Origin of the sequence: Paenibacillus glycanilyticus NBRC 16618, assembly GCF_004000805.1 — a bacterium.
Taxonomy (GTDB): Bacteria; Bacillota; Bacilli; order Paenibacillales; family Paenibacillaceae; genus Pristimantibacillus; species Pristimantibacillus glycanilyticus.
On sequence record NZ_BILY01000023.1, the window covers coordinates 12,623 to 39,126 of the forward strand.

19 protein-coding genes are annotated in these 26,504 nt (G+C 51.7%); 2 read left to right on the top strand and 17 right to left on the bottom strand.

The window, feature by feature from the left end; translation table 11 throughout:
* Nucleotide 1: 1 nt before the first annotated feature.
* From PGL01S_RS18405 to PGL01S_RS18425, 5 genes are all read right to left on the bottom strand, one after another.
* The gene (locus PGL01S_RS18405; RefSeq protein ID WP_127496049.1) at nucleotides 2-1,435 is read right to left on the bottom strand and encodes a response regulator transcription factor; all 1,434 of its coding nucleotides are present in this window, start codon (nucleotides 1,433-1,435) and stop codon (nucleotides 2-4) included.
* 139 nt (nucleotides 1,436-1,574) lie between these two features.
* A complete protein-coding gene (locus PGL01S_RS18410; protein ID WP_127496050.1) occupies nucleotides 1,575-3,164 on the bottom strand; it encodes an extracellular solute-binding protein in 1,590 nt (529 codons plus the stop codon).
* A 130-nt stretch (nucleotides 3,165-3,294) separates the two neighbouring features.
* Nucleotides 3,295-4,134, bottom strand: a complete 840-nt coding sequence (locus PGL01S_RS18415) for a carbohydrate ABC transporter permease (protein ID WP_127496111.1) — start codon at nucleotides 4,132-4,134, stop codon at nucleotides 3,295-3,297.
* Between the two features lie 44 nt (nucleotides 4,135-4,178).
* Entirely contained in the window at nucleotides 4,179-5,129 is a 951-nt protein-coding gene (locus tag PGL01S_RS18420) for an ABC transporter permease (RefSeq protein WP_127496051.1), read from the bottom strand.
* A 179-nt stretch (nucleotides 5,130-5,308) separates the two neighbouring features.
* Nucleotides 5,309-7,366 (bottom strand): beta-galactosidase, encoded by a 2,058-nt coding sequence (locus PGL01S_RS18425; RefSeq protein WP_127496052.1) that lies wholly within the window; start codon nucleotides 7,364-7,366, stop codon nucleotides 5,309-5,311.
* Between the two features lie 117 nt (nucleotides 7,367-7,483).
* Here PGL01S_RS18425 and PGL01S_RS18430 point away from each other — a divergent pair, with 117 nt between their 5' ends.
* Nucleotides 7,484-8,311: an AraC family transcriptional regulator gene (locus tag PGL01S_RS18430; RefSeq protein WP_127496053.1), complete on the top strand. Its 828-nt coding sequence runs from the start codon at nucleotides 7,484-7,486 to the stop codon at nucleotides 8,309-8,311.
* A 109-nt stretch (nucleotides 8,312-8,420) separates the two neighbouring features.
* Here the strand turns inward: PGL01S_RS18430 and PGL01S_RS18435 are convergent, their stop codons facing one another.
* The 12 genes from PGL01S_RS18435 to PGL01S_RS18490 all read right to left on the bottom strand — a co-directional run bounded on the left by PGL01S_RS18435 (nucleotide 8,421) and on the right by PGL01S_RS18490 (nucleotide 23,920).
* A complete protein-coding gene (locus PGL01S_RS18435; RefSeq protein ID WP_127496054.1) occupies nucleotides 8,421-8,915 on the bottom strand; it encodes a VanZ family protein in 495 nt (164 codons plus the stop codon).
* 102 nt (nucleotides 8,916-9,017) lie between these two features.
* The gene (locus PGL01S_RS18440; RefSeq protein ID WP_127496055.1) at nucleotides 9,018-10,097 is read right to left on the bottom strand and encodes a Gfo/Idh/MocA family protein; all 1,080 of its coding nucleotides are present in this window, start codon (nucleotides 10,095-10,097) and stop codon (nucleotides 9,018-9,020) included.
* Between the two features lie 119 nt (nucleotides 10,098-10,216).
* Complete coding sequence (locus tag PGL01S_RS18445; RefSeq protein WP_127496112.1) at nucleotides 10,217-11,257, bottom strand: LacI family DNA-binding transcriptional regulator; 1,041 nt, start codon at nucleotides 11,255-11,257, stop codon at nucleotides 10,217-10,219.
* Between the two features lie 98 nt (nucleotides 11,258-11,355).
* The gene (locus PGL01S_RS18450; RefSeq protein WP_127496056.1) at nucleotides 11,356-12,027 is read right to left on the bottom strand and encodes an MgtC/SapB family protein; all 672 of its coding nucleotides are present in this window, start codon (nucleotides 12,025-12,027) and stop codon (nucleotides 11,356-11,358) included.
* Nucleotides 12,028-12,063: 36 nt separating this feature from the next.
* The gene (locus PGL01S_RS18455; protein WP_127496057.1) at nucleotides 12,064-14,304 is read right to left on the bottom strand and encodes a glycoside hydrolase family 88/105 protein; all 2,241 of its coding nucleotides are present in this window, start codon (nucleotides 14,302-14,304) and stop codon (nucleotides 12,064-12,066) included.
* Nucleotides 14,301-16,067, bottom strand: a complete 1,767-nt coding sequence (locus PGL01S_RS18460) for a prenyltransferase/squalene oxidase repeat-containing protein (protein ID WP_127496058.1) — start codon at nucleotides 16,065-16,067, stop codon at nucleotides 14,301-14,303. Before PGL01S_RS18460 ends, PGL01S_RS18455 begins: the two co-directional genes overlap by 4 nt.
* Nucleotides 16,064-16,759, bottom strand: a complete 696-nt coding sequence (locus tag PGL01S_RS18465) for a hypothetical protein (protein WP_307719641.1) — start codon at nucleotides 16,757-16,759, stop codon at nucleotides 16,064-16,066. Before PGL01S_RS18465 ends, PGL01S_RS18460 begins: the two co-directional genes overlap by 4 nt.
* Nucleotides 16,760-17,710: a sugar phosphate isomerase/epimerase family protein gene (locus PGL01S_RS18470; RefSeq protein WP_127496059.1), complete on the bottom strand. Its 951-nt coding sequence runs from the start codon at nucleotides 17,708-17,710 to the stop codon at nucleotides 16,760-16,762.
* 45 nt (nucleotides 17,711-17,755) lie between these two features.
* Complete coding sequence (locus PGL01S_RS18475; protein ID WP_127496060.1) at nucleotides 17,756-18,631, bottom strand: carbohydrate ABC transporter permease; 876 nt, start codon at nucleotides 18,629-18,631, stop codon at nucleotides 17,756-17,758.
* Between the two features lie 36 nt (nucleotides 18,632-18,667).
* Nucleotides 18,668-19,570, bottom strand: coding sequence for an ABC transporter permease (locus PGL01S_RS18480; RefSeq protein ID WP_127496114.1), 903 nt, complete (start codon nucleotides 19,568-19,570; stop codon nucleotides 18,668-18,670).
* Between the two features lie 93 nt (nucleotides 19,571-19,663).
* Nucleotides 19,664-21,280, bottom strand: a complete 1,617-nt coding sequence (locus PGL01S_RS18485; protein ID WP_127496061.1) for an extracellular solute-binding protein — start codon at nucleotides 21,278-21,280, stop codon at nucleotides 19,664-19,666.
* Nucleotides 21,281-21,628: 348 nt separating this feature from the next.
* Nucleotides 21,629-23,920, bottom strand: coding sequence for a helix-turn-helix domain-containing protein (locus PGL01S_RS18490; RefSeq protein ID WP_164775506.1), 2,292 nt, complete (start codon nucleotides 23,918-23,920; stop codon nucleotides 21,629-21,631).
* A gap of 353 nt (nucleotides 23,921-24,273) precedes the next feature.
* Here PGL01S_RS18490 and katG point away from each other — a divergent pair, with 353 nt between their 5' ends.
* Nucleotides 24,274-26,460 (top strand): catalase/peroxidase HPI, encoded by a 2,187-nt coding sequence (gene katG / locus PGL01S_RS18495; RefSeq protein ID WP_127496063.1) that lies wholly within the window; start codon nucleotides 24,274-24,276, stop codon nucleotides 26,458-26,460.
* Nucleotides 26,461-26,504: the final 44 nt, after the last annotated feature.

A 26,504-nucleotide genomic window follows, 5' to 3' on the forward strand; every position in this document is an offset into this window, starting at 1 on the left:
ATCAGCATTTTCTGTATTTTGCAGGGGTTATTCCGCATTGCTTCTTAAATACTTTATTGAAATAATAATAATCCATGATTCCGACCTTTAATGCTACTTCCTCAACGGACATTTCCGTATGCTTCAACAGCTCGCAGGCTTTGTTTATCCTGAGTTCCGTGACGTATTCCGAGAAGGTTTTCCCCAAGTTTTTCTTGAACAGCTGGCAGCAATAGACCTGATTAAGGAAAAACTTTGAAGATAAATCCTTTAGATACAGCTTGGTTGAATAGTGATTATCGATATATTTCACCATCTGGGCGAAATAGGAGCCGATATCGCCTTCGCTGACGCATTGACGGTTCAACTGCCTGATATAGAGAAGGACATCATACAAAAAACCGCATAAGGACTCAAAGTTCTCGAAGCGCTCCTTAAGCTCTGAATAATTCAGGAAGCCAAGCTCCATGTCTTTCAGTTCCTCGTAAAAGGAAGCCAATAATACGCCGACTACCTGATTCCATAAATAAACTACCTCCCCCATGCCCGCGTTATTTTTGCTGAAGTCGTTTTTGAGCCTCCCCATGGTATCTTCCAAAGCTTCGAATTGTTTCTCCTGAATAATGACTGAAATGCTATCTATAAAAGGCTTGACTGTATTCAGCTTTTGCTCGAATTCGAATAAACCCTTCTCATCCTCATTTAAAAAGACCTTTGAGGCCGCCAGATCGGATTCCTTGATCAGCTTGGCAAGATCCTTGTAATGATTCGAGATGCTGCTGATTCCCGCAGCTTTAATATCTGATCCCGCCAAACTCGCCAAATCAAGTCCCTTCAAATCCGCCAATTGGCTGCTTTTTAGTATATATAACGTTTTCCTTGATCCCAGCTCGATCTCCAAGGCATGCTTGACATCAAACTTCTTTTTGCCGCCGGTTTGTTCACGATTCGAATAAAGAATAAGCGCGCGATAATAGTCATCCTTCGAAGAAGGATCAAAAAAAGGAGTTAAACGGCTCAATTCATGTTCGTCCGCCGACATTAACGCCTCCAGGATAAGGCTATTACGGTGACCTCTTTTGTTAGCGAAATGGATAGCCAGCTTATTAATTAAGGTTTCCGCCAACTCGATATCGATAGGCTTCAAGAAATAATCCAGCGCCCCGCATCTTATTGCCTCCTGCGCATAGGAAAATTCGGCGAAACCGCTTACAACTACAAAGTCGGCATGCTTGCCCTTTTCTCTGGTCATCCTCATCAGCTCTAGCCCGGAAATTTCAGGCATTCTAATGTCCGTAACGATCAGGTCGGGATTTTCATCGCATATAAACTCAAATGCTTTATGAACGCTTGTGAACTGACCGGCTATTTCAAATCCGTGTTTGCCCCAGTCAAAGGCATTCCTTATTCCTTTAATCGCCCATGGCTCATCATCTACAATAATGACACTATACATAAGTACCTCCCGATAGGTTCTTCTCGTCATAATCGTGGGAACTCGGTAACCAGGAACAAATCGCAGCCATTCTCTTTATATGGACAAAGGCCTATGGACCCTAAAGTCCATAGGCTTGTCAGCAAGCCAACCTATTATATCACTTCTTGTTTGCCTGCATCGCTTCGTAAATTTTCACGTTCTCCTCCATAACGGCCTTGCCGCCTGCCGCCATATACTCATCTACAAGCTTATCGTATAAACTGTCGAAGTCCGAAGGCTTGCACACAATCAGCTTATCGGTCATCTGTTTGTTCAAATCCCCCAGCGTTTTGCCGTACTTAATGTTGGCATCATTTGGCGTATCATAGAAGAAGCTGGTGTAACCGTCCGTCGTATTGATTTTGTAGGACTGCTCTGCCGTCTCTTCTAATCCGGCATACGAAGCGGAAAGAGCTTTAATATTCTTCTCTTGATCGCCAAGCTCAACGCCGTTTACCACCAAGGTATAGTCGAGGTTTTGAGGGCTCATTTGCATATTGTCTCCGGTCTGCGCAATCACCTGCGGGATTCCGTCTACCGTTTTGTGATTTACGCCTTCCTCCCCGTATTGCAGGAAAAATAACACGTCGGGGTTTGCCATCCAGTTCAAGTACTTAATCGCCAGCTCCGCATTTTTACTGGACTTCGGAATAAACACATTTAAACCATTTTCGTTGTAAATCATTTTTTTGTATTTGCCCTCATCGTTTTTAAACGTATCGATCGGTATAAAATTAGCATCAGGCACATTGGCTTTTAGCGGCTCGCTTATGTTTTGTCTAAACGCGTAATCCCAGTTAGCGCTGAAAAATCCGACCTTCCCGTTCGTCACGTCCGCGTCCGCCTGCTTTGCCGTTTTGTCCAGCGCAAAATCGGGACTGATCAATTTTTCATTGTACAGCTTGTTGAGGAATTTCAGCGATTCCTTGTTTCCTGGCTTTAACCAGTTCGGAGAGGTTACAAAATCCTCCTCCGACTGTTCGCCCCAGAAGGACTCGGCCAAATTACCGGTGCCGTAATTCATGCCGGTCGCCGCCAACCCCCAAGGAATAACGCCGTCTACGCCGCCGGGATTTTTGTCTCGGAATGCAACAAGAGTATTATATAATTCATCTCTGTTCGTCGGAACCGGCAACCCTAGTTTGTCCAGCCAATCCTTCCGGATGAAGCTGCCGATCCAAGCCAGCGACGTTCGTTTTGCGGGGATCGCCATCTGCTTCCCGTTAAACTGCCCGTAAGTAAGAACGGTCTCGCCCAGATAATTTTTCAGATCCTGGCCGTACTTCTCAAGCAGTTCCTCCAATGGCATAATACCGTTGATCTTAGCGTACCGGGATACGGTTGCGCTGTCATAAGTAAAGGAAATATCCGGCGCCTCGCCCGCTGCCATCATGACGTTAAGCTTATCAATCTCCTGCGATCTCGGAACCGGAACAAATTTTACAACCGCATTGTTTGGTTTGCCGAAATGTTCGTTAATATACCTGGTCCAGGTGTTGTTGTTCAGATCCGGCTGGCCTTGTATCCCTCTGTCAAACACCTCTACCGTAAGTGTAGTCGGCGGGCCTGAAGGGGATTTCGTCTCGGTTGAAGCGGCCGATGATTCGTTCGGCTGATTCTCTTTATTATTGTTATCGCCGCCGCAACCGGCCAATCCGCTGGCTAGCAAAGTAAGAACGGGCAGTAAAACCAACAATTTTTTGTTCATGTTTTTCAACCTCGCTTTTTTATTTTTATCGTCTTTATGGAATCTTAACTGGCCCCAATAATTGTTCACGAAATCCGGCAATTTGGCAACGATCACCACCTTTCCGTACGGCTGCCCACGAGGCTCTGCCTTAACCTTTGATAGCTCCCGTCATTACTCCGTCAACAAAATACTTCTGAAGCTTAGGGTAAACGAGCAATATCGGTACGGTAGCAAACATGACGCTTGCAGCCTTCAAGGATTCCGGAACGATAAACGCTCCCATGCTTCCTTCGCCTTGCTGCGCATCCAGCTGCTGATTGGCGGTAATAATCTGATACAGCTTTAATTGCATCGGGTACAGGTTCTTGTCTGTAATATAAAACAGAGCATCCTGGAAGCCGTTCCACCGGTCCACCGCGTAAAAAAGGCTTAAGGTTGCTATAGAAGGCATCGATAACGGAAGAACAACCTTAACCAGAATGCCCCATTCATTACATCCGTCGATCGCTGCCGCTTCCTCCAGGCTTTCCGGAAGAGACGAAAAGAAGGTTTTCAGTATGATCATATTAAAGACGCTCAATGCGCCAGGCAAGATCAAGCTGCTCATCGTGTTCATCATGTCCAGATTTTTCACCAGGATATAGCTCGGAATGAGTCCTCCGCTGAAATACATCGTGAACACCATAGCGGTCAACAAGAAATTTCTACCCATCAGTCTTTTCTTAGTAAGCGGATAAGCGGCGCATATGGTTAAAAACATGCAGCATGCGGTAAACAAAATCGTAAGCACAATGGTATAACCAAGGGTATAGAGCATGTCGTTATCGCTCAGAATCGTTTTATAGGTTTCAAACGTGAGTTCTACCGGCCAAAGCGATACCTTTTGCGAGATAATCGCATTATTCGAGCTTAAGGAAAGCGCTATCATATATAGGAAGGGAACAAGACAAGTTATTGAAACCGCCGTTATGAATAATACAATCAGCATATCTACGAGATTCGTTTTTGATTTGTTCAACACACTCACGCCCTTTACCAGATTCCGTTCTCGCCGATTTTTTTAGCAACATAATTGGCCGATACGAGAAACAGCAGCCCTACAACCGATTGGAACAATCCGACAGCCGTTGCCTGGGAGAAATCGCCGGATCCAATCCCGATCCGGTAGACATAAGTGCTGATCACATCGGAGTAATCGCTGACAAGAGAATTTCCCATGACGAATGGCCGGTCGAATCCGATCGAGACCATTCTTCCGATCTGCAGAATAAGCAGAATGATGATAGTTGGTTTGATGCCCGGCAAAGTAATATGCCAGATTTTACGAATCCTGCTGCAGCCGTCAATGTCTGCCGCTTCGTACAAATCCTTGTTTATTCCGATCATGGCGGCCAAATAAAGAATGGTCCCCCAACCGGCACTCTGCCATATCCCAACGGCTACATACATGATCAGCCAATTTGTTTTGTCGGAGAGAAACTCGATTTTGCCAAGACCAAGGCCGGACAAGATCGTATTGGCCATGCCGCCCGACGAGAACATCAGGTATACCATGCCTCCGATAATGACCCAAGATAGAAAATGCGGCAGGTACAGAACGGTTTGCGTCAGTTTTTTGAATCGCGTAAACCTAAGCTCATTTAACAAAATCGCCAGAATAATCGGTGCCGGGAAGCCTGCAACCAAATCCAGAAGATTAAGAACAAGCGTATTTGTTAAAGCCCGGTAAAAGCTGTCCTGCTCAAAAATAAACCGAAACACGTCAAGCCCAACCCATTCGCTTCCGCTAATGCCCTGAAAAATGTTGTAATCCTGGAATGCCATCAATACGCCGTAGATCGGCGCATATCTGAATAACGCGATATACGCCATAGGCAGCAGCAAAAGGGCATATAACAAAAAATCTCTTTTGATATTTTGAACGATTCGGTTTTTTCTCCTTATTTCGACGCGCTGGCTATCTCTGCCTAAAACCGCTTTCAATTTTATCAATCCCTCTTTCCGTATAAGGTGAGCTCATGTAAAAAATTATACCTGCTGGGATTTTTAATAAAATGTAATTTATTAAGTGAGGTTTTGTAATAAATTAAAATAACAAAAAGCACGCCATGAAAAGGCGTGCTTTTTCTCTAAGGTTATAGCCCTAGCGGGTTAACTCTACTCTATGCCTGGTTAAGCTTAATGATCCGCACGTCATAGCCTTTAAGCTCCGTTGCGCCGCCTTGGACGCTGGCTCCCGTAAGCAGATCAACCCCGGTTTGCTCTCCGAGCGCCACCGTAACGGCATCCGCATTGTGATTAAGCACAAACAGATAATCCTGGCCGTCTTTAGAGCGGATCGTCGTCTCCACGCCATCCGGCGTGCCGGAGACCAGCGGCTTGATGCCGCGGGAAGCGCATAGCTGAGGCAGCCAGTCCTGCAGGAAGGCTTCTTCCGGGCTTGTCGCCAGGTACCAGGCTTCGCCTTCGCCAAACTTGTTAACCGTTAGGGCAGGCATGCCGCGGTAGAAATCATCCCCGTATACGGCCTTAACTTCGGCGCCTTCCGAATGAATGAGATCGCAGAGCATGCCGCATTCGTATTCCGCCTTCGAACCAAGCGAGTTGTCGGACATAACAATCCGGTTGCGCTGCGAAGGAAGCAGGGCATCAATCTCTTCCGCCCAGATGCCGAATAGGTTACGCAGCTTGCCCGGGTAACCGCCCAGCGTCACCAGATCGGTCTCGTTTACGATACCGCTGAAGTAGGTTGTAATAACCGCGCCGCCGGCAGCCGTATAGGCTTCCAGCTTCTCCGCTACGCCATCCTTCACCATGTACATGACCGGCGCAATAACCAGGTCGTAGCCGCTGAGGTCCGCTTCCACGCTGACCACATCGGCCGCAATGCCGGCACGGTATAGCGCATCATAGAATTTATGGGCTTCATTCACGTATTTAAGCGCAATGGACGGACCGCTGGACATTTCAATCGCCCACCAGTTTTCCCAATCGAACAGAATGGCAACCTTAGCTTTCACTCTCGCATCGAGCAAAGCATCTCCCAGCTTCCCAAGCTCTGCGCCAAGCTCCGCGCATTCGCGGAATACGCGGGTATGCTCATGGCCGACATGCTCGATAACCGCGCCGTGATATTTCTCGCATGCCCCGACGGAGCGTCGCAGCTGGAAGAACAGGATCGTATCCGCTCCGCGCGCAACGGCCTGGTAGCTCCACAAGCGCATGACGCCCGGACGCTTAAGCGAGTTGTACGGCTGCCAGTTCTGCTGGCTTGGCGTCTGCTCCATCAGCATAAACGGCTGGCCGTCCTTTAGGCCGCGCATCAGATCATGCATCATGCCCGTATAGCTGTGCGGCGTATCGAAGCTCGGGTAGTTATCCCAGGATACAACATCCATGTGCTTCGCCCATTTATGATAGTCCAGCTTTTTGAAAGCGCCCATCAGGTTGGTTGTAACCGGAATATCCGGCGTAACCTTCTTGACCGCTTCGTACTCCAGCTTGTAACACTCGAGCAGGCTGTCCGAATGGAAGCGCATGTAGTCGAGCGACAGACCTTGGAAGTTTGTCTCCGTCCGGCCGTTCGCGCCGTACCATTCCTCGCTGCGTCCGCTTGGCAGAACGATATCCTCAAAGTCGTAGAAAATATGACCCCAGAACGCCGTATTCCAAGCTTTGTTTACTTCTTCAATCGTTCCGTAACGATCCTTCAGCCATACGCGGAATGCAGCTTCGCAATTATCGCAATAACAGTTGCCCGCGCCGCCGTATTCATTGTTGATATGCCAGATAAGAAGAGCCGGATGATCTTTGTACCGCTCGGCAAGCTTCTCCGCCATACGCACCGAATACTTGCGGAAGGTTGGGCTGTTCGGACAGGAGTTATGGCGCCCGCCGAACTTGCGTTTATTGCCGTTGAAATCAACCTGCAGCACATCCGGGTATTTACGGGCCATCCACGCGGGATGCGCCGCCGTGCTTGTAGCCAGACAGACGCCAACGCCGTCTGCATGAAGCTTGTCCATCATCTCGTCGAGCCAGCCGAAATCGTAGGTATCCTCGTCAGGCTGGTTTTTTGACCAGGCGAACACGTTAAGCGTCGCCACATCGATTCCGGCAAGCTTGAACATCCTTAAATCCTCGTCCCAGACTTCCTTCTCCCATTGATCCGGATTATAGTCGCCGCCATACCAAATCTTCGGCTTTTTCGTATTTATCATCTTGTCACACCTCTTTGTATATGATAAAACTGCATTATCTTCTTCTATTGTAAGCCTTCTCATTACCTTAACCTATATAAAATTAATGATTTCGCATATAAAAATACGGAGGTTCCTATGATGCGACGAGTCGTGCCCGCCTTCCCTTCTGAGCCGCTGCCTCTGCAGCTCGAAACGATTGGCTTCAACCCCGATCAGGAGACCTTGGACAGACAGGAGGGTTATCCCTATTTCCACTGGCTCCAGACCTTGGAAGGGGAAGGCGAATTGACGGTTGGCGGTCAAACCTGGAAAATGAATGAGCGCTCCGGCGTCCTTCTTGCCCCGGATACGCCGCACCGGTACGAGGCCAGAAACGGCTGGTGGCAGACGGGTTACATTACGTTTCGGGGAGGTATGGCTGCCAGCATCGTGCAATCGTTCGGCTGGGGAAGCGCCGAACGATTCCAATGGGAAGCCGGCAACGACCGGATCAGCGATCAGTTATTCAACATGCTGACCTCTGCCGAAGCCGGAAGCGATCCTTCCGGCTGGCAGTCATCGGCCGATTTATACCAATTCCTGACGCTCCTACGGACCAATGCCCGAACGGACAACCGCCCGTCCATGTCCAAACGGCTGGAGCGGATTCAGGTGCTGCTGGCCTGGCTAGAGCAGCATTTCGCCAACCCGGAGATCGGATTGGCCGACATGGCCGTGCAGCTTGGCATCGGCGAGAGGCAGCTGAATGAAAGATTCCGCGAGCTGTTTGGACAGACGGCTTATTCGTATCTCATTCAGCTGCGGATCCGGAAAGCGAAGGAATGGCTGCCTTCCCGGCCGGACTGGACCGTACGCCGCATCGGCGAAGCGGTAGGCTTTCGCGACGCGAGCCATTTCGTCTCCACCTTCCGCCAAAAGGAAGGCATGACGCCGGAGACTTACCGGAAGCTGTACGGACGTTAACCAATGTTGGGATCCGCATGAAAAAAGGTACAAGCCGTGTTCGGGACACAGCTTGTACCTTTAAGGTTAATGACGGCGGTACATATATACGAAAGAGCACTTGCGCAAGCTAAACTTGTGCAAGTGCTCTTTCCCTGCGTACGACAAACAGGATCCACCATCCCAGAAGCCCGCCAAAGCCATTCAGAATAAGGTCATCGACGTCAAAGCTGCCCATCGCGAAAACAAGCTGCGAGCATTCAAGGGCCAAGCTTAGGCCGAATGAAAGAGCGGCTGCTCCAAGAAAGGAAATGGAGTCATGCTTCGTCCATAAGCCCACAAGAATGCCGCAAGGCAGGAAGATCGCGATGTTGCCAAACAGATTTACCTGTTCGTGACGCTCCGACAGCCCGTGAAGATTTTGCGAGATCGATTTGAACGGGGTAAAATTGGCCTGCTCCAGACCGTACCGCATATATTCCGGGTATTCTAACGTCCAGTGAAGCTTTTGCCATAGAAACGCTATGTTAACCGAGCTGAACTTAAACAAGATCACCTTTAGCAAAATATAAAGATAGAATAAAAAAAGAACCGATAGGATGCTGCCTTTGGTGTATTTCATCATAAATATCCCTGCCCTTCTGTTAAGCCAATTGCCGCCTGCGTTGACTTAATCAGAATAAGACTCATTGTTTAAAAATTAAGCAGGGCAAATCTAAAGTTTTTCTTAATTATGCTCCGCCCAGATTTGGGTTTCCGTCGTAACCGATTCGCCCGTTAGCAGGGATTCCTTCATCATAAGAGCCAGATAATGGTCCTGGCAGGCTTCCGCCAGGCTATAGAAATCTTCTCCGCCGGCCGCATATACTCCCATCTTCTCCAGGCATGCCGCCACAGCGATTTCGTCGTCGGTCAAACGTGCCGGCGCCGTGTCATTCTTATACACGATCTGTTCGCCTAAGTGAAGGCTCTTCAGGTAATAGCCTTCCAAATTGCCGTCCAATCCCGCCTGCTGACGGGTCATCCGCAAATGGACCGGCGTCAAATGATCAAGCAAGTAGCGGACGTCAAAGTTGTTGATTTCGCCTTGTTCCCCTCTCACCAGCACACGCGGCGAACGAATCCAAGAGAAATACTGGTCTCCGGTGAAATCGTAAACGCCGTATTTCCCCCCAAAATCCAGCGACGCCATAACCTGCTCCGATTGCTTTATTCGGCTCTCTGACGGCGGACCGGAACGGCCCGGACCTTCCATAATCGGTGAAGAGAAAGCGGCGGCGCGAATGCTGGCATTCTCAAAGCCAATGCCCAGATAGCGGCGAATCAGGCTAATGCCATGATAATCGTGCGCGGACGATACTTGAGCCTGCGTCACCTGGCCAAGCTTGCCGGAGCGGACAATGGCCAGCCTCCCGGCATGATTCGGCTGAAACGCATATTGCTCGGCAACCTGAATCCGCCCCTTGCCGCCGACCTGCCGGTATAATGAGATGAGATCCTCCAGCTTCTCGGCGGGCGGCGTCTCGCATAACACCGCAACATCTCGGCCTGTCAATTCCAGCATGACGTCCGGAGCAACCTTACGCGGTACGCTGACGACAACAAACGAAAGAGAAACGGCATCCAGCATCGCGGCAGCCGTACGGAACGTCGGAACTCCCCATGCTTGCTCGAATGCTCTGCCTTTCTGCTCGTCGCGCACAACGACGCCTGCAACATCAAATCGTTCAGGCAGCGCTTTTGCAATACGCAGAAAAAACTCGCTGCGCCAGCCTCCCCCTATTATGCCAAACCGTACAATGCTCATAATATCCTCCCGTTACCCCGCAATTTTACGAATACGCCTTTCTTTACCCAGTATACCAGCTGCGGACAGGCCGCAAAAAGCCCGCAGTCCGAAAGGTTTCCGGACTACGGGCCGTAAGCTCAGCCTGAGTTCTTCTCGCTAAGATGATTATAGACGGAATCATTGTCCGGCATCGCGGCGGACTGCCGGATAGTCAGCGAAGGGGAAAGCACGATCCGTTCACTCTCTTCTCCCGGCTGACTGATCTGGCGGACAAGCAGCTGCACCGCTCTTTGCCCCATCTGTTCAATCGGCTGGGCGACCGTTGTCAGCGGCGGATCCGTGACGGAAGCAAGCACCGTGTCGTCAAACCCGATAATCGAGCAATCCTGCGGAATCCGCAGTCCCAGCTCCTTGGCCGCGCGGAGTGCGCCAATCGCCAGCAAATCGTTGCAGCAAAAAATCGCCGTCGGGCGGTCCTTCATCTGAAGCAGCTCCCATGCCCTGTCCTTGCCATCCTTATGGCCGCAGCTGACGACAAATAACGGATCCAGCATAAGTCCCGCCGCTTCGGCGGTCTGCCTGAACCCCCGAACCCGCTCCCTGCTGCTGCTGATCGAGCCTTGCTCGGCCAGAACGGCTAGACGGGTATGCCCAAGCGAGATCAGATGCCCTGCGGCGGCGGCCCCTCCCTCATAATCGTCCACAACAACCGTCGGAACCTCAACGGTTGGAAACTCCCTAGCCAGCAGGGCTACCGGAACTCCCCCTTGCAGAAGCGGATTTAACACGGACAGCTCCTTCAAGCCGGTACTGATAATAACGCCATCGACGTTTTTTTGCTGGAGCAAGGCGGCATAATGCTCCACCTTTTCGTCTTTGTTGTCCGTGCTGCATATAAAGACGCTGTAGCCATGCCGCTGCCCTTCATCCTCAACCGCCCTTGCGATCTCAGCGAAAAAAGGATTAGAGATATCCGGCACAAGCAAGCCTAAGGCATACGTTTTTTTACCGGTCAGCGCGGATGCGATCATGCTTGGCTTGTAGCCCATGCGCAGCATGATCTGCCGGATCTCTTCCCGGCGCTCCTCGCTGATTTTCCCTTTACCGTTAATGACAAGGGATACAGTGGCAATGGATACGCCTGCTTCTTTAGCTACATCGTATATGGTCGCTTTCATCATTGACGGTCTCCAATCGCGCGAAACATATTTAAGTCCATTATGCGCGTTAAGGAGAGCGCTTTCAACGTTTATCTGGAATATTTGCAAATTCCTTTTCAGGAGCTCAAATTTTCGACTTCAACCGATAGAACGTTTTTAAACCGTCGCATTTCCTCGTAGATCGAAGTCGTCGGATACAGCTCTCCGGATGACAGGACAAGCCGGATTTGCATCCGGCCATCCCCGATATCCTTAATCGTTGTATGCTTGATCTGATGATCCGACCGGATACTTGCCAGCATCCCGTCCAGCTCGGCCGAGCGGTCGAAGGTCAAACAGACCGATACGTCGCGCTCCCTCAGCTTGGAAGGGCCAAGCGCCCGAACGGCAAGGGGCACAAGGTTAACGGCCAGAATGATAATGCCGGCGGCCGTGAAAGCCTCCTTGTAAAAGCCCGCTCCCGCCGCAATGCCAAGCGCGGAGGCGGACCACACCATCGCGGCCGTTGTCAGGCCGGAGATGACGTCATTGTTCCGCCGCAGAATAACCCCTGCGCCAATAAAGCCAACACCGCTTACGATTTGGGCGGCAAGACGCATCGGATCCATATTGGTCACCCCGGGGCGGGCAAGCGTGGTTGCCGCTTCTACGGACACCATCGTAATGAGGCAGCTTGCTACCGAGATGACCATGCTTGTCTTAATGCCAAGCGGCTTATGCCGAAGCTGACGGTCTACCCCAATGAGCAGACCAAGGGCTAATGCCACCCCAAGCTTAAACGCAAACAGCGTTAATCCCCCCCTTTCCGTAGCCGCAAGCCCTCGTTAGACAACGCTTCCTGCGCGGTTAAGCTTGCTTACCTCAACGCCGGCAAGCATCATAATGCCAATGCCGTGATTGTCGTTAACAACGGTCCGCAGGTCGTGCATATAGTAATCCGGCGAGAAGGAGTATCGCGAGCCGCTGCATACGCCGTGTACGCTGCCCGAACGGTCGATGGCATTCTCGGTCAGGCCTTTCCAGGCTTTCCTTGCCGCGGCTGCGTAGTCATGGTCTTCGCTGTTTTGCAGCCAGCCGAAACGGATGCCTCTCGAGAAGGCGTAAGCGAACATCGCGGTGCAAGAAGCTTCCTCATAGGCTTCCGGCTCGTTCAGCACTTGTCTCCAAAGACCCGAGCCGCTCTGCAGGTCGGCTACTCCGGAACACATCGCTTTGAAGAAATCGAGCAATGCCTCTCGGTCCGAATGATCCTCCGGCAGACGCTCAAGCAGCTCGGAAAGCGAGAACAGCACCCATCCGTTGCCCCGTCCCCAAGGCACTTTCGTTGCCTGGCCGTATTTGAAATCATAGACATGCGACATAATCCGTTCTTCTTCTATAAACAGATAACGGCGAAACAGCAAAAATTGCCGGGCTGCTTCGTTCAGTACTTCCCGGTCCCCGGTAATAACGGCATAACGGGTCAGAAACGGCGCGCTCATGTACAGATCGTCCGCCCACATGGTTTTGTCGAAATATTCCCCTTCGCTGAGCCGGAAGAAAGCTCCGTCTTCTCTCCGCTCCAGCCGCTTCAGCATAAAGTCGACGATGGAATCCGCAATGCGGCGGAATATGTCGTCTCCTTCCTGAAGATACGCTTCCAGCATCGCCGAGCCGAACGAGCCGCAATTATCCAGCATCTTCATCAGCACCAGCTGATGATTAACGCTCGGGAATCCGTATTCCCGCCGGTCCCACAAGGAATAATCGTACATATCCGTACAGGTGCGGATATGCGACAAAGCGTAACGCGACCAGTCCTCCCGGTTCAATTCCCGCGCCGTGCGCAGCAAGCCGTACATCGTAACGCCAAGCGGATAGTCCCACCGCCCGTAATTGGTAGCCGTGCCAACCGTCCACTTGTTGCTCAGCATCGCATTCTCATAATATGGACGAAGCCGGGTCTTAGGCATATCGAGCTCCCAATACGTGCTGCCCGCGGCTTGACCGTCTAAGCGAACGGCAGGCAGCAGGGCTGACAGCCGGCCAACCTCCGAAGCATCCAGCTCCGCATTTGCCGCAATAGGCCCGGCATAAATCCACTCGCCGTCATACCCGTGAATGTGTACAGGCTGCTGGAGAGCCAGCGGCTTGCCGCCTGACGAAGCGTTCAACTCAAAGCCCCAGCCACGCGCGCTGCTGTCCGTGCGGATCAACAGATGTCCGCTGCCGGATTCCGGCTTCAGACTTTCGCGGAATGCTCCCGCTTCGGCCAGGCTCAGCACCAGCTTGCCGTCCAGCCATACCGATGCCGGCCCAAATACCTTTCCTTCAAGCTCAAGCGATTCTGTACCCGGCAGGAAAAGAAGCTTGGTCCAGCCGTACCCGGCAACGGTTGTCTCCGGAGTACCGAAGAGGCGCGTAAGGTTCGGCTGCGAAGCTTCATCCTCCTGCCATTTCGTTCGAGGCAGCCAGCGGATGCCGGTCTCCTCTTCCGGTAAACGTTCGTTAGGGAAACCTAGTTCCCCGTACAAAGACTTCTTCACCGGCTCGGAGAATACCCATCCCGCGCTTCCGTCCCGTCCGGTGAATGGAGCAAGCACGTTCAGAATCCGTACCTTCGCTTCATCCGCCCCAAACCGGCAGCCAAAGCCCGCAGGCGTCCGTCTTGCCTCGATCAGAATCCGGTTCCAGCCTTGCGCCAGCAGCATCGGAACAACAACGCGGGCATCAGGCTTCATCTCTTCCACGGCGGAAGTACGGAACAGCAGCTGGTCGTTCATGTATAGTCGAATGGGGCCGATCGGCTCCAGATTGCAATCAATCGAGCGTTCATTGTCGCTCCATACAAGCCCGTACACGTAAGCGTAATCGCCGGTTACCGCCTGCGGCCATCTGGAGCCAAGCTCCATGTCGTACAGACCTTCTTCATCTTGCAAAATACCTTGTTTCGAAAAGGGGCGATACGCAAACGGAATTGGTGGATTTGCTCCGACATAGCGGCTCGCCAGCAGCTCCAAAATGCGGTGTTCATCATCGCCAAACGCAGATCTTGCACTATCCCGAGGCTCTATATATACGGTCATTGCCCGTTCCTCCCACTTCCATTTGAAGGCGACAGCCGGATATCAAAGGTCCGGTCATACGGGGTCAGCACATTTACCACAAGCGTCTGGCAATCAGCCGGATAGGCTGCTCCGCGAATCGACTTCATCCGGTGCTCATGGGCGCCGCCGTCGAGCTCCATCCAGTCTTCGCCAGCCTTGAACGATACGGTGCCTTCTTTCCAAAATTCGGTTCCGGTCTCGGCTGGCGCCCGATCTCCTCCGCTAAACTCTCCGTCCTTCCCAAAGATAAAGGAAATCTGGGTCAACAGCACATCCGGCTTGTCGCAGCGTACGCGAAGTCGCCAGCCTTCAACGGTTTCAGTCAGCTCCACCTGCACCTGATGCTGCTGCAGGTGAGTGACCTCGCGCAGCTGATGCGGCAAAAGATACCAAGGGCTCACTTGCTCTGCAGCTGATCCAGGCAGTCTGTCGGCGGCAATCGGTCCATAATAGCCCTTTGACTCCGAGCCTGTTAGCTTATATCCATTCTCGAGCTGCTCCAGCTCGTTCATCTTGATAAAGCCCGGCTCAAACGAGCTGCTCACTTGCACCCCAAGCAGCTGAGCTTTTCCGTGGCGCAGCGCAAAGATGGAATTGGTCTCCGCCATAACCGTCAGGCTGGTTTGCCCCTCCCGCTGCCGGGCGACCGGTGCGCCAAATTCCGGATGGAGCCGGCTGTGATAGATTTTCCCGCCATGTCCGGCTGCGTCCATCCGGCCTAAATAATGCTTCCTGTCGAATTGCCCGTTAATGACAACCTTGTAGGACTCCGGCAAATGGCCAGCCTCAACCGTTGAGCTGCGCAGCTCCGGGTGCAGCAAAAGGCCGAGCAAAGCGTTGTTGGGAATCGCGCCCGGATGGGTGGAAGACTCCGCGCCCAGCTTGGCAAGCGCGGCGAACAAAGGATCCTTGTCGTATTCGGCCATCAGGCAGGATACGAACAAATAACCCGACATATCGTATTTATGGCCAAAGTCCTGCCTGCCGGAATAATCCGTTACGACTTCCCCGTCCGGATGAATCAGGTAAGCCATCATCCGCAAATTGCGGCGAACCGGCTCCAGCAGCTCGGGATGGCCAAGCAGCTCGGCGGTATGGTACAGCATCACGTCGCTTACGCCGTTGTAGATCCCGTTGCTTCGTTCCGTCCACTCGCCGTCCTCCGTACAATCGATCCCTTCCGCGAGCCAGGCTTCGGCGCGGGCAATCAAAGCCTCATTGCCGGTAATCGTGTACAGGAAGCCAAGAGCAGCCGTCAGCACCCAGCGGTGATTAGGAGTATGGCAGCCACCGGTAAGCATTGCCGGGACCGATTGTTCCAGGAATCGCCTAATATTCCGGCATACGGGCTCCAAAGCCGCCCAATCATGCATGTCGAGCAGCTCGTAAAGCTGAGCAAGCCCAACAACGGCAAACGCCGTATCCGGCGGCGAATGCATATTCGTCCAGCCCGGGGAGATCGTGCCGTCGGCATGCTGCTGGCGGACAATAAAAGCCGCCGCCCGATCCAGGCTGGCAAGCAGCTTCTCGTCATGATAGTAACGGGAATCCGCATTCACCAGCGCACAGCCCCAAATAGCCATTACGGCTAACGTGCCGGTATGGGTAGCAAACGGAATTCCGCTGTCCGGATCCGCTACCCCGCCATCAAAACGGCTTTGACTGTCGTTTATTTGATTATCCAAGCCTCGCGTAACCCAATCATCGTTAACGGCCACAAGCTTCTCGTACATCGTAATCATCCTTCCAATGGCTCCTTCAAGCCGGCAAGTGTATGTCTGATCGTTGCCAATTCCGCTTCGATCCTATCCGGTATTTCCTCGTACAGCGATTTCCATGGAACAAACAGGTTTTCCTGCTCCGCAAGCTCGTAAGGAACAAATTCGAAGGACGGCGTAAAGCGGTGATAGCTCTGCTGATAGACGCGGACCAGCTCGCTCGTCTTGTCATCGTAGTTTCCCTTGGCCGTATACCAATCCGGAAGCGTCAAGCCGTCCCTGCCTGCCCCTTCCTCCGTCGCCGTTCTTGCGCTTGGCAGCAGTTCGAATAAGACGGGCAGCGGCGAGAAAGCATGCTTCCCCGGCTGGGAATAGACGCTTACCGTCTTTCCCGCGAGGTTCGAGCGGTCCGGCAGCAAAGCCTTCAAGTACTTGCCGTGAAAGCTGGCTTCGGCATCCGCTACCCCACCGTTCCTATCGACGTAAACCCACACATGCTCGAGCTCATACAAATGCTGAATGTCATAATCCCAATAAATAGCGAATTCAATCACATAATCAATACCGTCAGCGAGTTGCTCGAACCTGCGCGGAAAGGAAGGGGATTTCTCTCCCCGATGAAGAACAGAAACCCCAACCCGTACCGGGTAAAAGGGTTCCTGTTTATCGAAATATAACCGCGGAGCGTATGCTGCCAATTGGCGGATATCCATCATCTAGCCTCCGATTACCGCAAGCTTCCCGAGCAGCCGGTCATGGCTAAGCTCGATTTCCTCCGGCGTGCATGCCGCTTTCAGCTCGTACACCTTGACGGGAGCGGCAGCGATAATCGGGAGGAAGCGGTCAAAATAATTCATGTCGCCGCTATGCACGTAAGGGCACCAATGATCCGACAGGCCAACCGTCTCGTGAATATGAATGCCGACGACATGATCCTTAATCGCTTCCATATCGCGGGCGTTATCGTACAGCCCCATCCGTTCCATCATCATGCCATGGCCAAAATCGTACCATAACCCGACGCGTGCGCCCTTCAGCCGGTCGAAGACCGTCTTCGCTTCTCTTAACGTCGGCATTTGATAGCAGCGCGAGCGCGTTTCGATGCCGATGGATACGTCTAAGCCTTTGGCCTCGAGCCGGTCGCATGCTTCCTCGAGACTGTCCCCAATCCGGTCAAGATAACGGCCGGCGAGCGTTTCCCTGCGGTCGAGCATTTCGCTCCACAGCTTCAGATAAGCAGCCGATTCGGGGCCTTGCTCGCTGTAGATCTTTTTGAGCTCCTGATCGATGTTGTAGTCGAACGGAACCTCTCCCGGATGGACCACAACCGCTTTTGCGCCATAACGATTCGCGTATTCGGCAGAGCGGAGCAGCAGCTCAATCGAACGCTGACGCTTCTCTTCGTCGTCGAAGCCAAGCAGAACCGAATCGGTACCGTAATCGGGATCCGCCACATGCGGGAACGTATTATGCACGCTCGATACCCCGATTTCTCCCCGTTCAATCATCGGTTCAATCGTTGACAGCAGCTCGCTCGTCACATTGTAGTTCAGCTCGACGTAACGGAAGCCAAGCTCCCGAATCTCTTCGATCATGCCGCTGCCCGTTTGATGCCTTTTAATATTCCAGCAGGTTGAGAACGAATATTGTCCTTTGTCCTTCCCCATGACTTTCATCCTCCAGATACATAGCGGCGTTTGCCGCCTCTTTGGTTAACCTTTTACCGCGCCAAGCATAACGCCGTTTACGAAATAGCGCTGCAGCCACGGGTACACGATCAGGATTGGTACGGTTGCGAAAATAACGCTTGCCGCCTTCAGGCTTTCCGGCTGCAGCATTTGGCGTCCGCTTGCGCCTTCCGCCGCGATCAAATCGGTGACCATGTTGTTCTGAACAAGCTGGTACAGCTTTAATTGGAGCGGATACAACTCCGGGCTTGTAATGTACATCAGCGTATCGGTAAAGCCGTTCCAACGGCCTACCGCATAGAACAAGCTTAGCGTAGCGATAACCGGCATCGACAGCGGCACGATAATGCTCGTTAACGTACGGAAATAAGAGCTGCCGTCGATCTCCGCCGATTCTTCAAGCGAATCGGGAATATTTTGAATAAACGTAATCAGAATAATCAGATAAAACGGGCTGATTAGTCCCGGCAGCACAAGCGCCCAAATCGAGTCGAGCAGGTGCAGATTGCGCACAAGCATGTATTCCGGAATAATGCCGCCGCTGAAAAACATCGTGATGATGATAATAAACATGACAACCTTGCGGCCTTTTAATTTGGTTTTGGCCAGCGGGTACGCTGCCGCAATCGACATCACCATGCAGAGCACGGTGAACAGAACCGTCAGCAAAATCGTAAAGCCGAGTGAACGGATCATCGACATGTCCGTGACTACCTGCTTGTAAGCACCCCAATTGATTTCTACCGGATAAATACTGACATCGCCTGACATAATAGCGCGCGACGAGCTTAAGGAAATCGCAATTATATGAATAAACGGAGCCAGACATATCAGCACGAATAGAAGTATCGCAAGAGTGTTAATCAAGTCAAATGACCGGCTGGCGTTTCGATCTCTCATGTCTTACCGCTCCTTTCCCGTTTTCGATAGCATAGATTACAGAATACTTTGATCCGCCAATTTTTTGGAGGCATAGTTCGCGCCAAGCACGAAGACGAGTCCAACAAGAGCCTGGAATAAACCAACTACGGTAGCAATCGTATATTGCCCGGATTCAATGCCGATGCGGTACACGAAGGTACTGAGCACATCCGCGTAATCCCGAACGGCCGTATTGCCGATAATGTAAGGACGTTCAAATCCGATCGCAATCATATGCCCCAGGTTGATAATCAGGAGAGTTACGATCGTTGGTTTCAGCGATGGAAGCGTAATGCTCCAAATTTTTCTGAGACGGCCCGCGCCGTCCACGTCTGCCGCTTCGAACAACTCCCTATTAATACCCGTAAGAGCCGCCAGATAAATAATCGTGCCCCATCCGGCACTTTGCCAGACGCCAACGGCCAAGTAAGTAATAAGCCAATCCTTCTTATCCGTCAGAAACGGTATGGCATCAAAGCCAAGCGACGTAATGATGTTGTTGATCATGCCGGACTGCGTACCGAATACCTGCAATACGATACCGCCGATTATGACCCAGGAAATAAAATGCGGAATGTACAAAATCGTTTGCGACAGCTTTTTGAACCAACCTATTTTCAGCTCATAGAGCATAATGGCCAGAAAGAGTGGAGCCGGGAACGATACAATGAGGTCCAAGAAGTTAAGCATCAACGTATTGCGCAGTACCTTGTAAAAGTCCGGCATCGCGAACACTTCCCTGAATCCGTCTAAGCCGATCCATTCGCTGCCGTTAATGCCCTGGAAAAAGTTGAAGTCTTTAAACGCGATCAGAATGCCGTACATCGGACCGTATTTGAAAATAATAAAGTAACTTACCGGTAGTACCAGTAGAGCATATAATTGCCAATATCTGCGTAAATACGAGAGTCCTTTCAATGCCATCCACCCCTGTCCGCTTACGATGTGCCGGGAGACGAGAGCCTTATGCACGCCCATCGTCCCCAAGCTTTTATATTGTAGGATCTGCCTCTATTTCATTGCCTCGTAAGCTTTTGTGCGTTCATCCAAAATCGCTTGACCGCCGTTTGCCATGTAATCCTTCATTACGGACTCGTAAGTGCTCTCGAATTGGTCCGGTTTCGCCATTGTTGTCTTTACAATGATTTCATTGAGCTTATCACGTAAAGCCGTGCCGTATTTCGCCTGCGCTTCAATCGGATGGTCGAATAGAACAGGCTTGATTGTGTCGGATCTGGAAATGGTGAGCGCTTTGCGTGTCTCATCCTGGTAAGCCTCAGGCATGCCGTATACGTAAGCCTCTACGTTCTTGTCCGCATCGCCAAGCTGCTTGCCGTTTGAGATAATCGCCATATCGCCCCAGTTGTAGATGCGGTTCTTCACATCGTCCGATGCATCTGTTTTTACAATAGGAACGCCGTTCTGAAGCGTATAATTCTCGCCTTCGACGCCATTCTGCATGTCGAACAGGTTGCCCTCCGAAGCCATCCAGTCAAGGTATTTAACGGCTTCCACCGCATGCTTGCTGCTCTTAGGAATCATTAAATACATGCCGATTGGCGCATATTCCGGTTTCGGATGCTTGCCTTCCGAGTTGGTATAAACATCAATTGCCGACAGCTTTGCATCAGGAATATTTTTCTGAAGCGTTGCATACGTGCCGTCCGCATAGAAAGGATTCATGTCATCCTCGCTGTAGAAACCGATTAAACCTTTTGCGGCATCCTCTCCGAGCTTCTTCTTATCCTCGTCAAGACTGAAATCAGCGCTCATAAGCCCTTCGTTGTAGAGCTTATTCATGAACTGCAGCGCATCCTTGAAGCCTGGCAGCAGCACCGGATAATCATTGGAACCAAGCTGCTGCGTTAAGGTGTATCTTTGTTCCTCTGTCACAGGTTGGATGAAGGACCAGATTAAGGGCTCGAATTGGGCCGGTGCAAGCGCCATGCCAAGCGGAATGACTTTGCCTCCGGTTTGACCCGGATCTTTTTCCTTAAACGCCTTCAGGGTATTGTAAAGCTCGTCGGTTGTTGTTGGAACCGGAAGGTTCAGCTTATCGAGCCAATCCTGACGGATAAAAGACGAGTATTTGCCAAGATGCGAGCGTTTCGCCGGCAGAGCAAACTGTTTCCCTTGATATTGTCCGTAAGCAAGGGTTTCATCGCCAAGGAATTTCTTCAGGTTAGGACCGTATTGATCAAGCAGCTCGCCAAGATCCGTTAGACCGCCTTGCTGCGCGTACCGGTAGAATGTGCCCGAGTCGTAAGTAAATACGATATCCGGAACGTCGCTGCCGCTAGCCATCAGTACGTTCAGCTTCTGAACCTCTTCCGAGCGCGGAATCGGTACGAATTGTACATTGATGTTGTTTGGAGTACCGAATTTGTCCTGTACAAGCTTCGTCAAGTAGTTGTTCGTAATGGTAGAGCCTGCAGGAGAATTGCCCCGGTCGAATACTTCAACCTTTAATGTCGAGGCTTTGCCGCTGGAAGCTTTGTCGCCTCCGTTAGATTCATTGGCTTTCTCGTTACCGCCGCTGTTGCTGCATGCGCTGAGCAGCATCGTGCCTACGAGCGTAGCCGTTAATAGAGTGCTGGCTGTCTTTCTACCTTTTCTGCTTTGCTTCATTCGAATCCAACCCCTCTTTCATCCCTTTTCGATTTGCTTCCTGCACCCGGTGTAAATGTATTGAACACGCTTACATGCATCGCTGCCGGCCCGTGTTTGGGAAGTGCCCTCAGTATGGCACGGGCTGCGGGAAAGTGACAATAAACCAGTTTCGGCGATGCAAACCTTTCCGCCAATTCCTTGCCCCGCAAGGCTTTTGATGCCTCGCATAAATCATTTTCCCGACATAAACCGTATCGCAAAAAGCCCGTAATAAAGCCGTTTCCCGCGATAAACTTTGCGTTGTAAAAAGAAAACAACGGCTGTCCGAATAGATTTCTTTATCCGGAACGCCGCTGTCGTCAGCACTTAATCGTTAGCTTTATCATCCATATTGGTTTCATCGCGATTGCCCTGTGCGCCAATAAGAGTTGTGGAAGGACGCATCTTCAGCTTGCGGAATTCGCCCGGCGTTACGCCCGTCAACCGTTTGAACACCCGTCCGAACGTTATAGAGTTAGCATAACCAACCTGAAGGGCAATATTTTGCACCGTCTCGTCCGTTTCGGCGAGCAGACGCTCCGCCTGCTGCATCCGCAGCTGTACGAGAAAATCAACAAATTTCATATCGTACTCCAGCTTGAACAAATGGCTGGCGTATTTGCCGGATATTTCGAACTTGTCGCTTAAATGCTTGAGAGACAAGTCCGGATCGGCAAAGTTCTCTTGGATATAAGCTCTAATCTCGGTGATCATCGTCTTATAGCCTTTGGTCTGGCTCATCGCGACATACGTATCATAGACTTGTACCAAATAATCCGAAAGCTGTTCTTTCATCTCGCTAAGCGTTGCCGCGCCTCTTAATCCTGCCAGCACTTCCGAAATACGGGCCTCGTCCAAGCATTCGTTCAGCGTGTCCGACAGCTCCTTCAGCTCCCGGCTCAGCATCTGCAGGAAAAGCTGGACTAACGATAAAATATCTTCGTCTTTCATAACGTCCGTCTCGAAATGCTTGAACAGCTGCTCGAACGTATCCCGCCAGCTTTCATTGGTCAGCCTGAATTCCTGCACGCAATTGGTACACTGCTGCGTGTAATTGAACATGCCGCGCGGCTGCTCCCGTGGAATATCCCCGCTGAACGTAATCGCATCTCGGCCTATGGCGAATTGGTATTCCATGCCGTTTAACGCATCGCGATAGGAACCGCCTATTCCGTTCCAGTCTTTCACGATGGAGCCAATGCCCAAAGCCAGGTTAAAACGCAAATGTCCCTTTACCCATTCCCTGGCCACCGCAGCCGTCTTGCGAAGCTGAGTCAGCATGTCGGAATCGGCAGCTCCGTCGCCGGATGCGAATACGAACGTAATCCGGTCGGATGCCGACCATTCTCCCCAGCTTTGCAGGCCTTCGTTATTCGCCAGCTCCTGCATCACGTTGCCAAGCGCGAATTTTAATACATTCTGCTCATGAAGCGTATTATCCGCCTGGAATTCCTCGTACTTGTTCAGCCTGGCGACCATAACCGCGAATCGTCCTTTATCCGGCAACAGATTCAGCCTGCGAAGCCGTTCCACCATCTGATCGCTGCGCTGTCCGCTAATAAGCTCGTTGAACAGCTGCCTGCGCTGGAGCACAACGCTTTCGCGCTGCTCCTTCTCGTGATCGCGGGATTGGACGATGAGATTCTCGAGCGCGCGGTCAATCATCGTCAGATCATCGAGCTTAACCGCCGTGCCGTCGCTCCCCCGCAGGTGCAGCGCTTGAATCCGGTTCATCATCAGCCTAATCGGCTTATAATTTCGTCGGGTTACCCAAATAATATAAACAATGGCAACTCCAAAGGTCAGGACCGCGATAATAACCCATACATAAGAAACAACCGAAACCCAACTCATCAAATGCCCGGCTTGAATACCGCTCTCGAAGGTCCAGCCAAGCGGCTGCGAGGTAATCGTTGTCAGCACATTGCCGCCGGAAGCCGTACCGTTATCTCCCGGATACACGGGCTGCTTGGCCGAATCGGTAATCCGCATGAACGATACTTGGTGGTTCGTCATGCTTCCGATCATCTGCCCGACATTATAAAGATTGATGTTAATCACGAGGATGCCGTCCTTGCCGAAAGGCAGCGGCGTTTCCTTGTACATCGAAATGACCTTTACCGGCTTCAAGCCGTCGTATTCCTTGAATTCGCGGCTTGCCGACCAGCCCTTGTAATCGCGGGATTCCTCCGCCTTGCTCAGGAATTCCCGGTCGCCAAACTCGGACAAATCGGTCTCGCCGCTGGACGTCAGGACAACATTATCCGACTTCCTGTACAAATAAATCGATTCGACCAGGTCGTTATCCTCAATCAGCGACCTCAGGCTATGAACCACATTATATTTGATCGTTGTGGATTCGGAAGAACCGTTCAAATAAGCCGCATAGCTCTTGTTCGACTCGACTTCCCCCAACACATTAAATTCCACTTCATGAATGGACCGTTCCACGCTGTCTACGACATAGCCGGTCGTAATGCGGTCTGCCTTGGCCGTCTCTGACCGGGATATCTCATTAACTGCGATAAAAGACAAGAAAATGATCATGGATACGGTCAGCACCAGGATCGGAAAATAAGAAACGAGCAGTCGTATATACCAATTGTTCAGCTTGAGCATGTTTTTCCTCCTGCCGCGCCCGACTCTGCATGTAAGCGTTGTCACAATCATTAGCCTAAATGAGTAAAGCGGTTTACTTGCCTACATTGTAGCATGGCTCACCTTGATTCGAAACCGTTTCGACAGCAAAAGTTTAAGATTTCATTTCAATATTCTAATTTTCATGTGGCGTTCATATCCTCTATTTGTCCCTCTTTTTCCGTTCATCCATTTAAATTATCAGATTTGCGTGAAGATTGGATGAATTTTTATAACTTGGATTGATTTCGGTTTCATAACGTTTTATAAAGAGGATAAGTGCAAATTTTTTTCTATCATTTGCTACTTTAATAAAGCTAATAGGAGATGATTGGATGGACGCTACAGTTCCTAACGCAGGTAAATGCCCGGTGATGCATGGAAGCGCTACAAGCTTCAAATCTAGTGGTACTTCAAATAGAGATTGGTGGCCTAATCAGCTGAACCTTAACATTCTGCACCAGCATGACAGAAAATCGAATCCTATGGGTGAAGACTTTGATTATGCCGAAGAATTCAAGAAGCTTGACTACCAGGCTCTTAAACAGGATCTTCGCAATTTGATGACAGACAGCCAAGAATGGTGGCCGGCCGATTACGGACATTACGGCCCGTTCTTTATCCGTATGGCTTGGCACTCCGCGGGTACATACCGGACAGGCGACGGACGCGGCGGTGCCGGCAGCGGTACGCAGCGCTTTGCTCCGCTCAACAGCTGGCCGGACAACGGCAATCTGGATAAAGCCCGCCGTCTGCTCTGGCCAATCAAGCAAAAGTACGGCAATAAAATTTCCTGGGCCGACCTGATGATTCTGACAGGCAATGTCGCGATTGAATCCATGGGCGGCAAAACGTTTGGATTTGGCGGCGGACGAGCGGACGTCTGGCATCCGGAAGAAGATATTTACTGGGGTAATGAAAAAGAATGGCTGGGCGACAATCGTTACACCGGCGAACGGGATCTGGAAAATCCGCTTGCCGCCGTGCAAATGGGCCTCATCTACGTGAATCCCGAAGGTCCTAACGGAAATCCGGATCCTGCCGGAAGCGCCCGCGACATTCGCGAAACGTTCGGCCGCATGGGCATGAACGATGAAGAAACCGTTGCGCTTGTCGCCGGCGGACATACCTTCGGCAAGGCACATGGAGCAGGCGACGCTTCTCTAGTTGGTCCCGATCCTGAGGCGGCCCCTCTCGAAGCGCAAGGTCTTGGCTGGCTGAGCACGCATGGCTCCGGCAAAGGCCGCGATGCCATCACAAGCGGCGTTGAAGGCGCATGGACGCCAAATCCGACACAATGGGATAACGGCTTTTTCGATATGCTGTTCGGTTACGAATGGGAGCTGTCGAAGAGCCCCGCGGGCGCGCATATTTGGGTCGCTATCAACCCTGACGAGAATCATCTTGCGCCGGACGCCGAAGACGCATCCGTCCGCGTTCGAACCATGATGACTACGGCCGACATGGCTTTGCGCGTTGATCCCGAATACGAAAAAATCTCCCGCCGTTACCACCAGAATCCGGAAGAGTTCGCGGATGCTTTTGCCCGCGCTTGGTTCAAGCTGACTCACCGCGACATGGGACCTCGCGACAGGTATCTCGGACCCGAAGTTCCGGCTGAAGAGCTGATCTGGCAGGATGTTGTACCGTCCGTTGACTATACCTTGTCCGATGAAGAGATTGCCGAGCTGAAAACGAAAATCCTCGACTCGGGGCTCACCATCAGCGAGCTGGTGACGACGGCTTGGGCATCGGCCAGCACCTTCCGGATTTCGGATATGCGCGGCGGCGCCAACGGAGCCCGTATCCGTCTTGCTCCGCAGCAGGATTGGGAAGTCAATCAGCCGCAGCAGCTTACTAAGGTCATAACGATCCTCGAAGGGATTCAAGAGGACTTGGATAAGAAGGTCAGCATCGCCGACCTGATCGTGCTTGGCGGCAGTGCCGCAGTCGAAAAAGCCGCGCAAGAGGCAGGTTTTAACGTTACGGTTCCATTCTCCCCTGGCCGCGGCGATGCCATGCAGGAGCAAACCGATGAAGAGAGCTTCGCGGTGCTTGAGCCAGTAGCGGACGGCTTCCGCAACTATCTGAAGAAGACGTACAGCGTATCCGCCGAAGAGCTATTGGTAGACAAAGCTCAGCTGCTGAACCTGACTGCTCCGGAGATGACAGTCCTTGTCGGCGGCCTTCGCGTTCTGGGCACCAACCACGGCGGCACCCAGCATGGCGTATTCACCGATCGCGTTGGCACCCTTACCAACGACTTCTTCGTGAAGCTGCTCGACATGAACATTGCTTGGGAGCCTCGGGATGGCGGCGTATATTACGGCCGCAACCGGACGACTGGCCGGGTTGACCGTACCGCAACGAGAGTGGATCTCGTGTTTGGCTCGAACTCCATCCTTCGCGCGATTGCCGAAGTGTATGCGCAAGACGACAACCAAGAGAAATTTGTGCGCGACTTTGTTGCCGCTTGGGTAAAGGTCATGAACGCGGACCGTTACGATCTTCGGGTGAACTAATTCTTTCTTATATAAACAGCCTGCCTGAGAATCTCGGGCAGGCT

Excerpts from the sequence above, each read along its gene's own strand:
- PGL01S_RS18405 (WP_127496049.1), bottom strand. The coding sequence starts at position 1,435 with ATGTATAGTGTCATTATTGTAGATGATGAGCCATGGGCGATTAAAGGA.
- PGL01S_RS18485 (WP_127496061.1), bottom strand. The coding sequence starts at position 21,280 with ATGAAGCAAAGCAGAAAAGGTAGAAAGACAGCCAGCACTCTATTAACG.
- katG (WP_127496063.1), top strand. The coding sequence starts at position 24,274 with ATGGACGCTACAGTTCCTAACGCAGGTAAATGCCCGGTGATGCATGGA.
- PGL01S_RS18455 (WP_127496057.1), bottom strand. The coding sequence starts at position 14,304 with ATGACCGTATATATAGAGCCTCGGGATAGTGCAAGATCTGCGTTTGGC.
- PGL01S_RS18435 (WP_127496054.1), bottom strand. The coding sequence starts at position 8,915 with ATGATGAAATACACCAAAGGCAGCATCCTATCGGTTCTTTTTTTATTC.
- PGL01S_RS18460 (WP_127496058.1), bottom strand. The coding sequence starts at position 16,067 with ATGATTACGATGTACGAGAAGCTTGTGGCCGTTAACGATGATTGGGTT.
- PGL01S_RS18490 (WP_164775506.1), bottom strand. The coding sequence starts at position 23,920 with ATGCTCAAGCTGAACAATTGGTATATACGACTGCTCGTTTCTTATTTT.
- PGL01S_RS18475 (WP_127496060.1), bottom strand. The coding sequence starts at position 18,631 with ATGAGAGATCGAAACGCCAGCCGGTCATTTGACTTGATTAACACTCTT.
- PGL01S_RS18430 (WP_127496053.1), top strand. The coding sequence starts at position 7,484 with ATGATGCGACGAGTCGTGCCCGCCTTCCCTTCTGAGCCGCTGCCTCTG.
- PGL01S_RS18470 (WP_127496059.1), bottom strand. The coding sequence starts at position 17,710 with ATGGGGAAGGACAAAGGACAATATTCGTTCTCAACCTGCTGGAATATT.
- PGL01S_RS18445 (WP_127496112.1), bottom strand. The coding sequence starts at position 11,257 with ATGAAAGCGACCATATACGATGTAGCTAAAGAAGCAGGCGTATCCATT.
- PGL01S_RS18425 (WP_127496052.1), bottom strand. The coding sequence starts at position 7,366 with ATGATAAATACGAAAAAGCCGAAGATTTGGTATGGCGGCGACTATAAT.
- PGL01S_RS18465 (WP_307719641.1), bottom strand. The coding sequence starts at position 16,759 with ATGATGGATATCCGCCAATTGGCAGCATACGCTCCGCGGTTATATTTC.
- PGL01S_RS18440 (WP_127496055.1), bottom strand. The coding sequence starts at position 10,097 with ATGAGCATTGTACGGTTTGGCATAATAGGGGGAGGCTGGCGCAGCGAG.
- PGL01S_RS18415 (WP_127496111.1), bottom strand. The coding sequence starts at position 4,134 with ATGCTGATTGTATTATTCATAACGGCGGTTTCAATAACTTGTCTTGTT.
- PGL01S_RS18410 (WP_127496050.1), bottom strand. The coding sequence starts at position 3,164 with ATGAACAAAAAATTGTTGGTTTTACTGCCCGTTCTTACTTTGCTAGCC.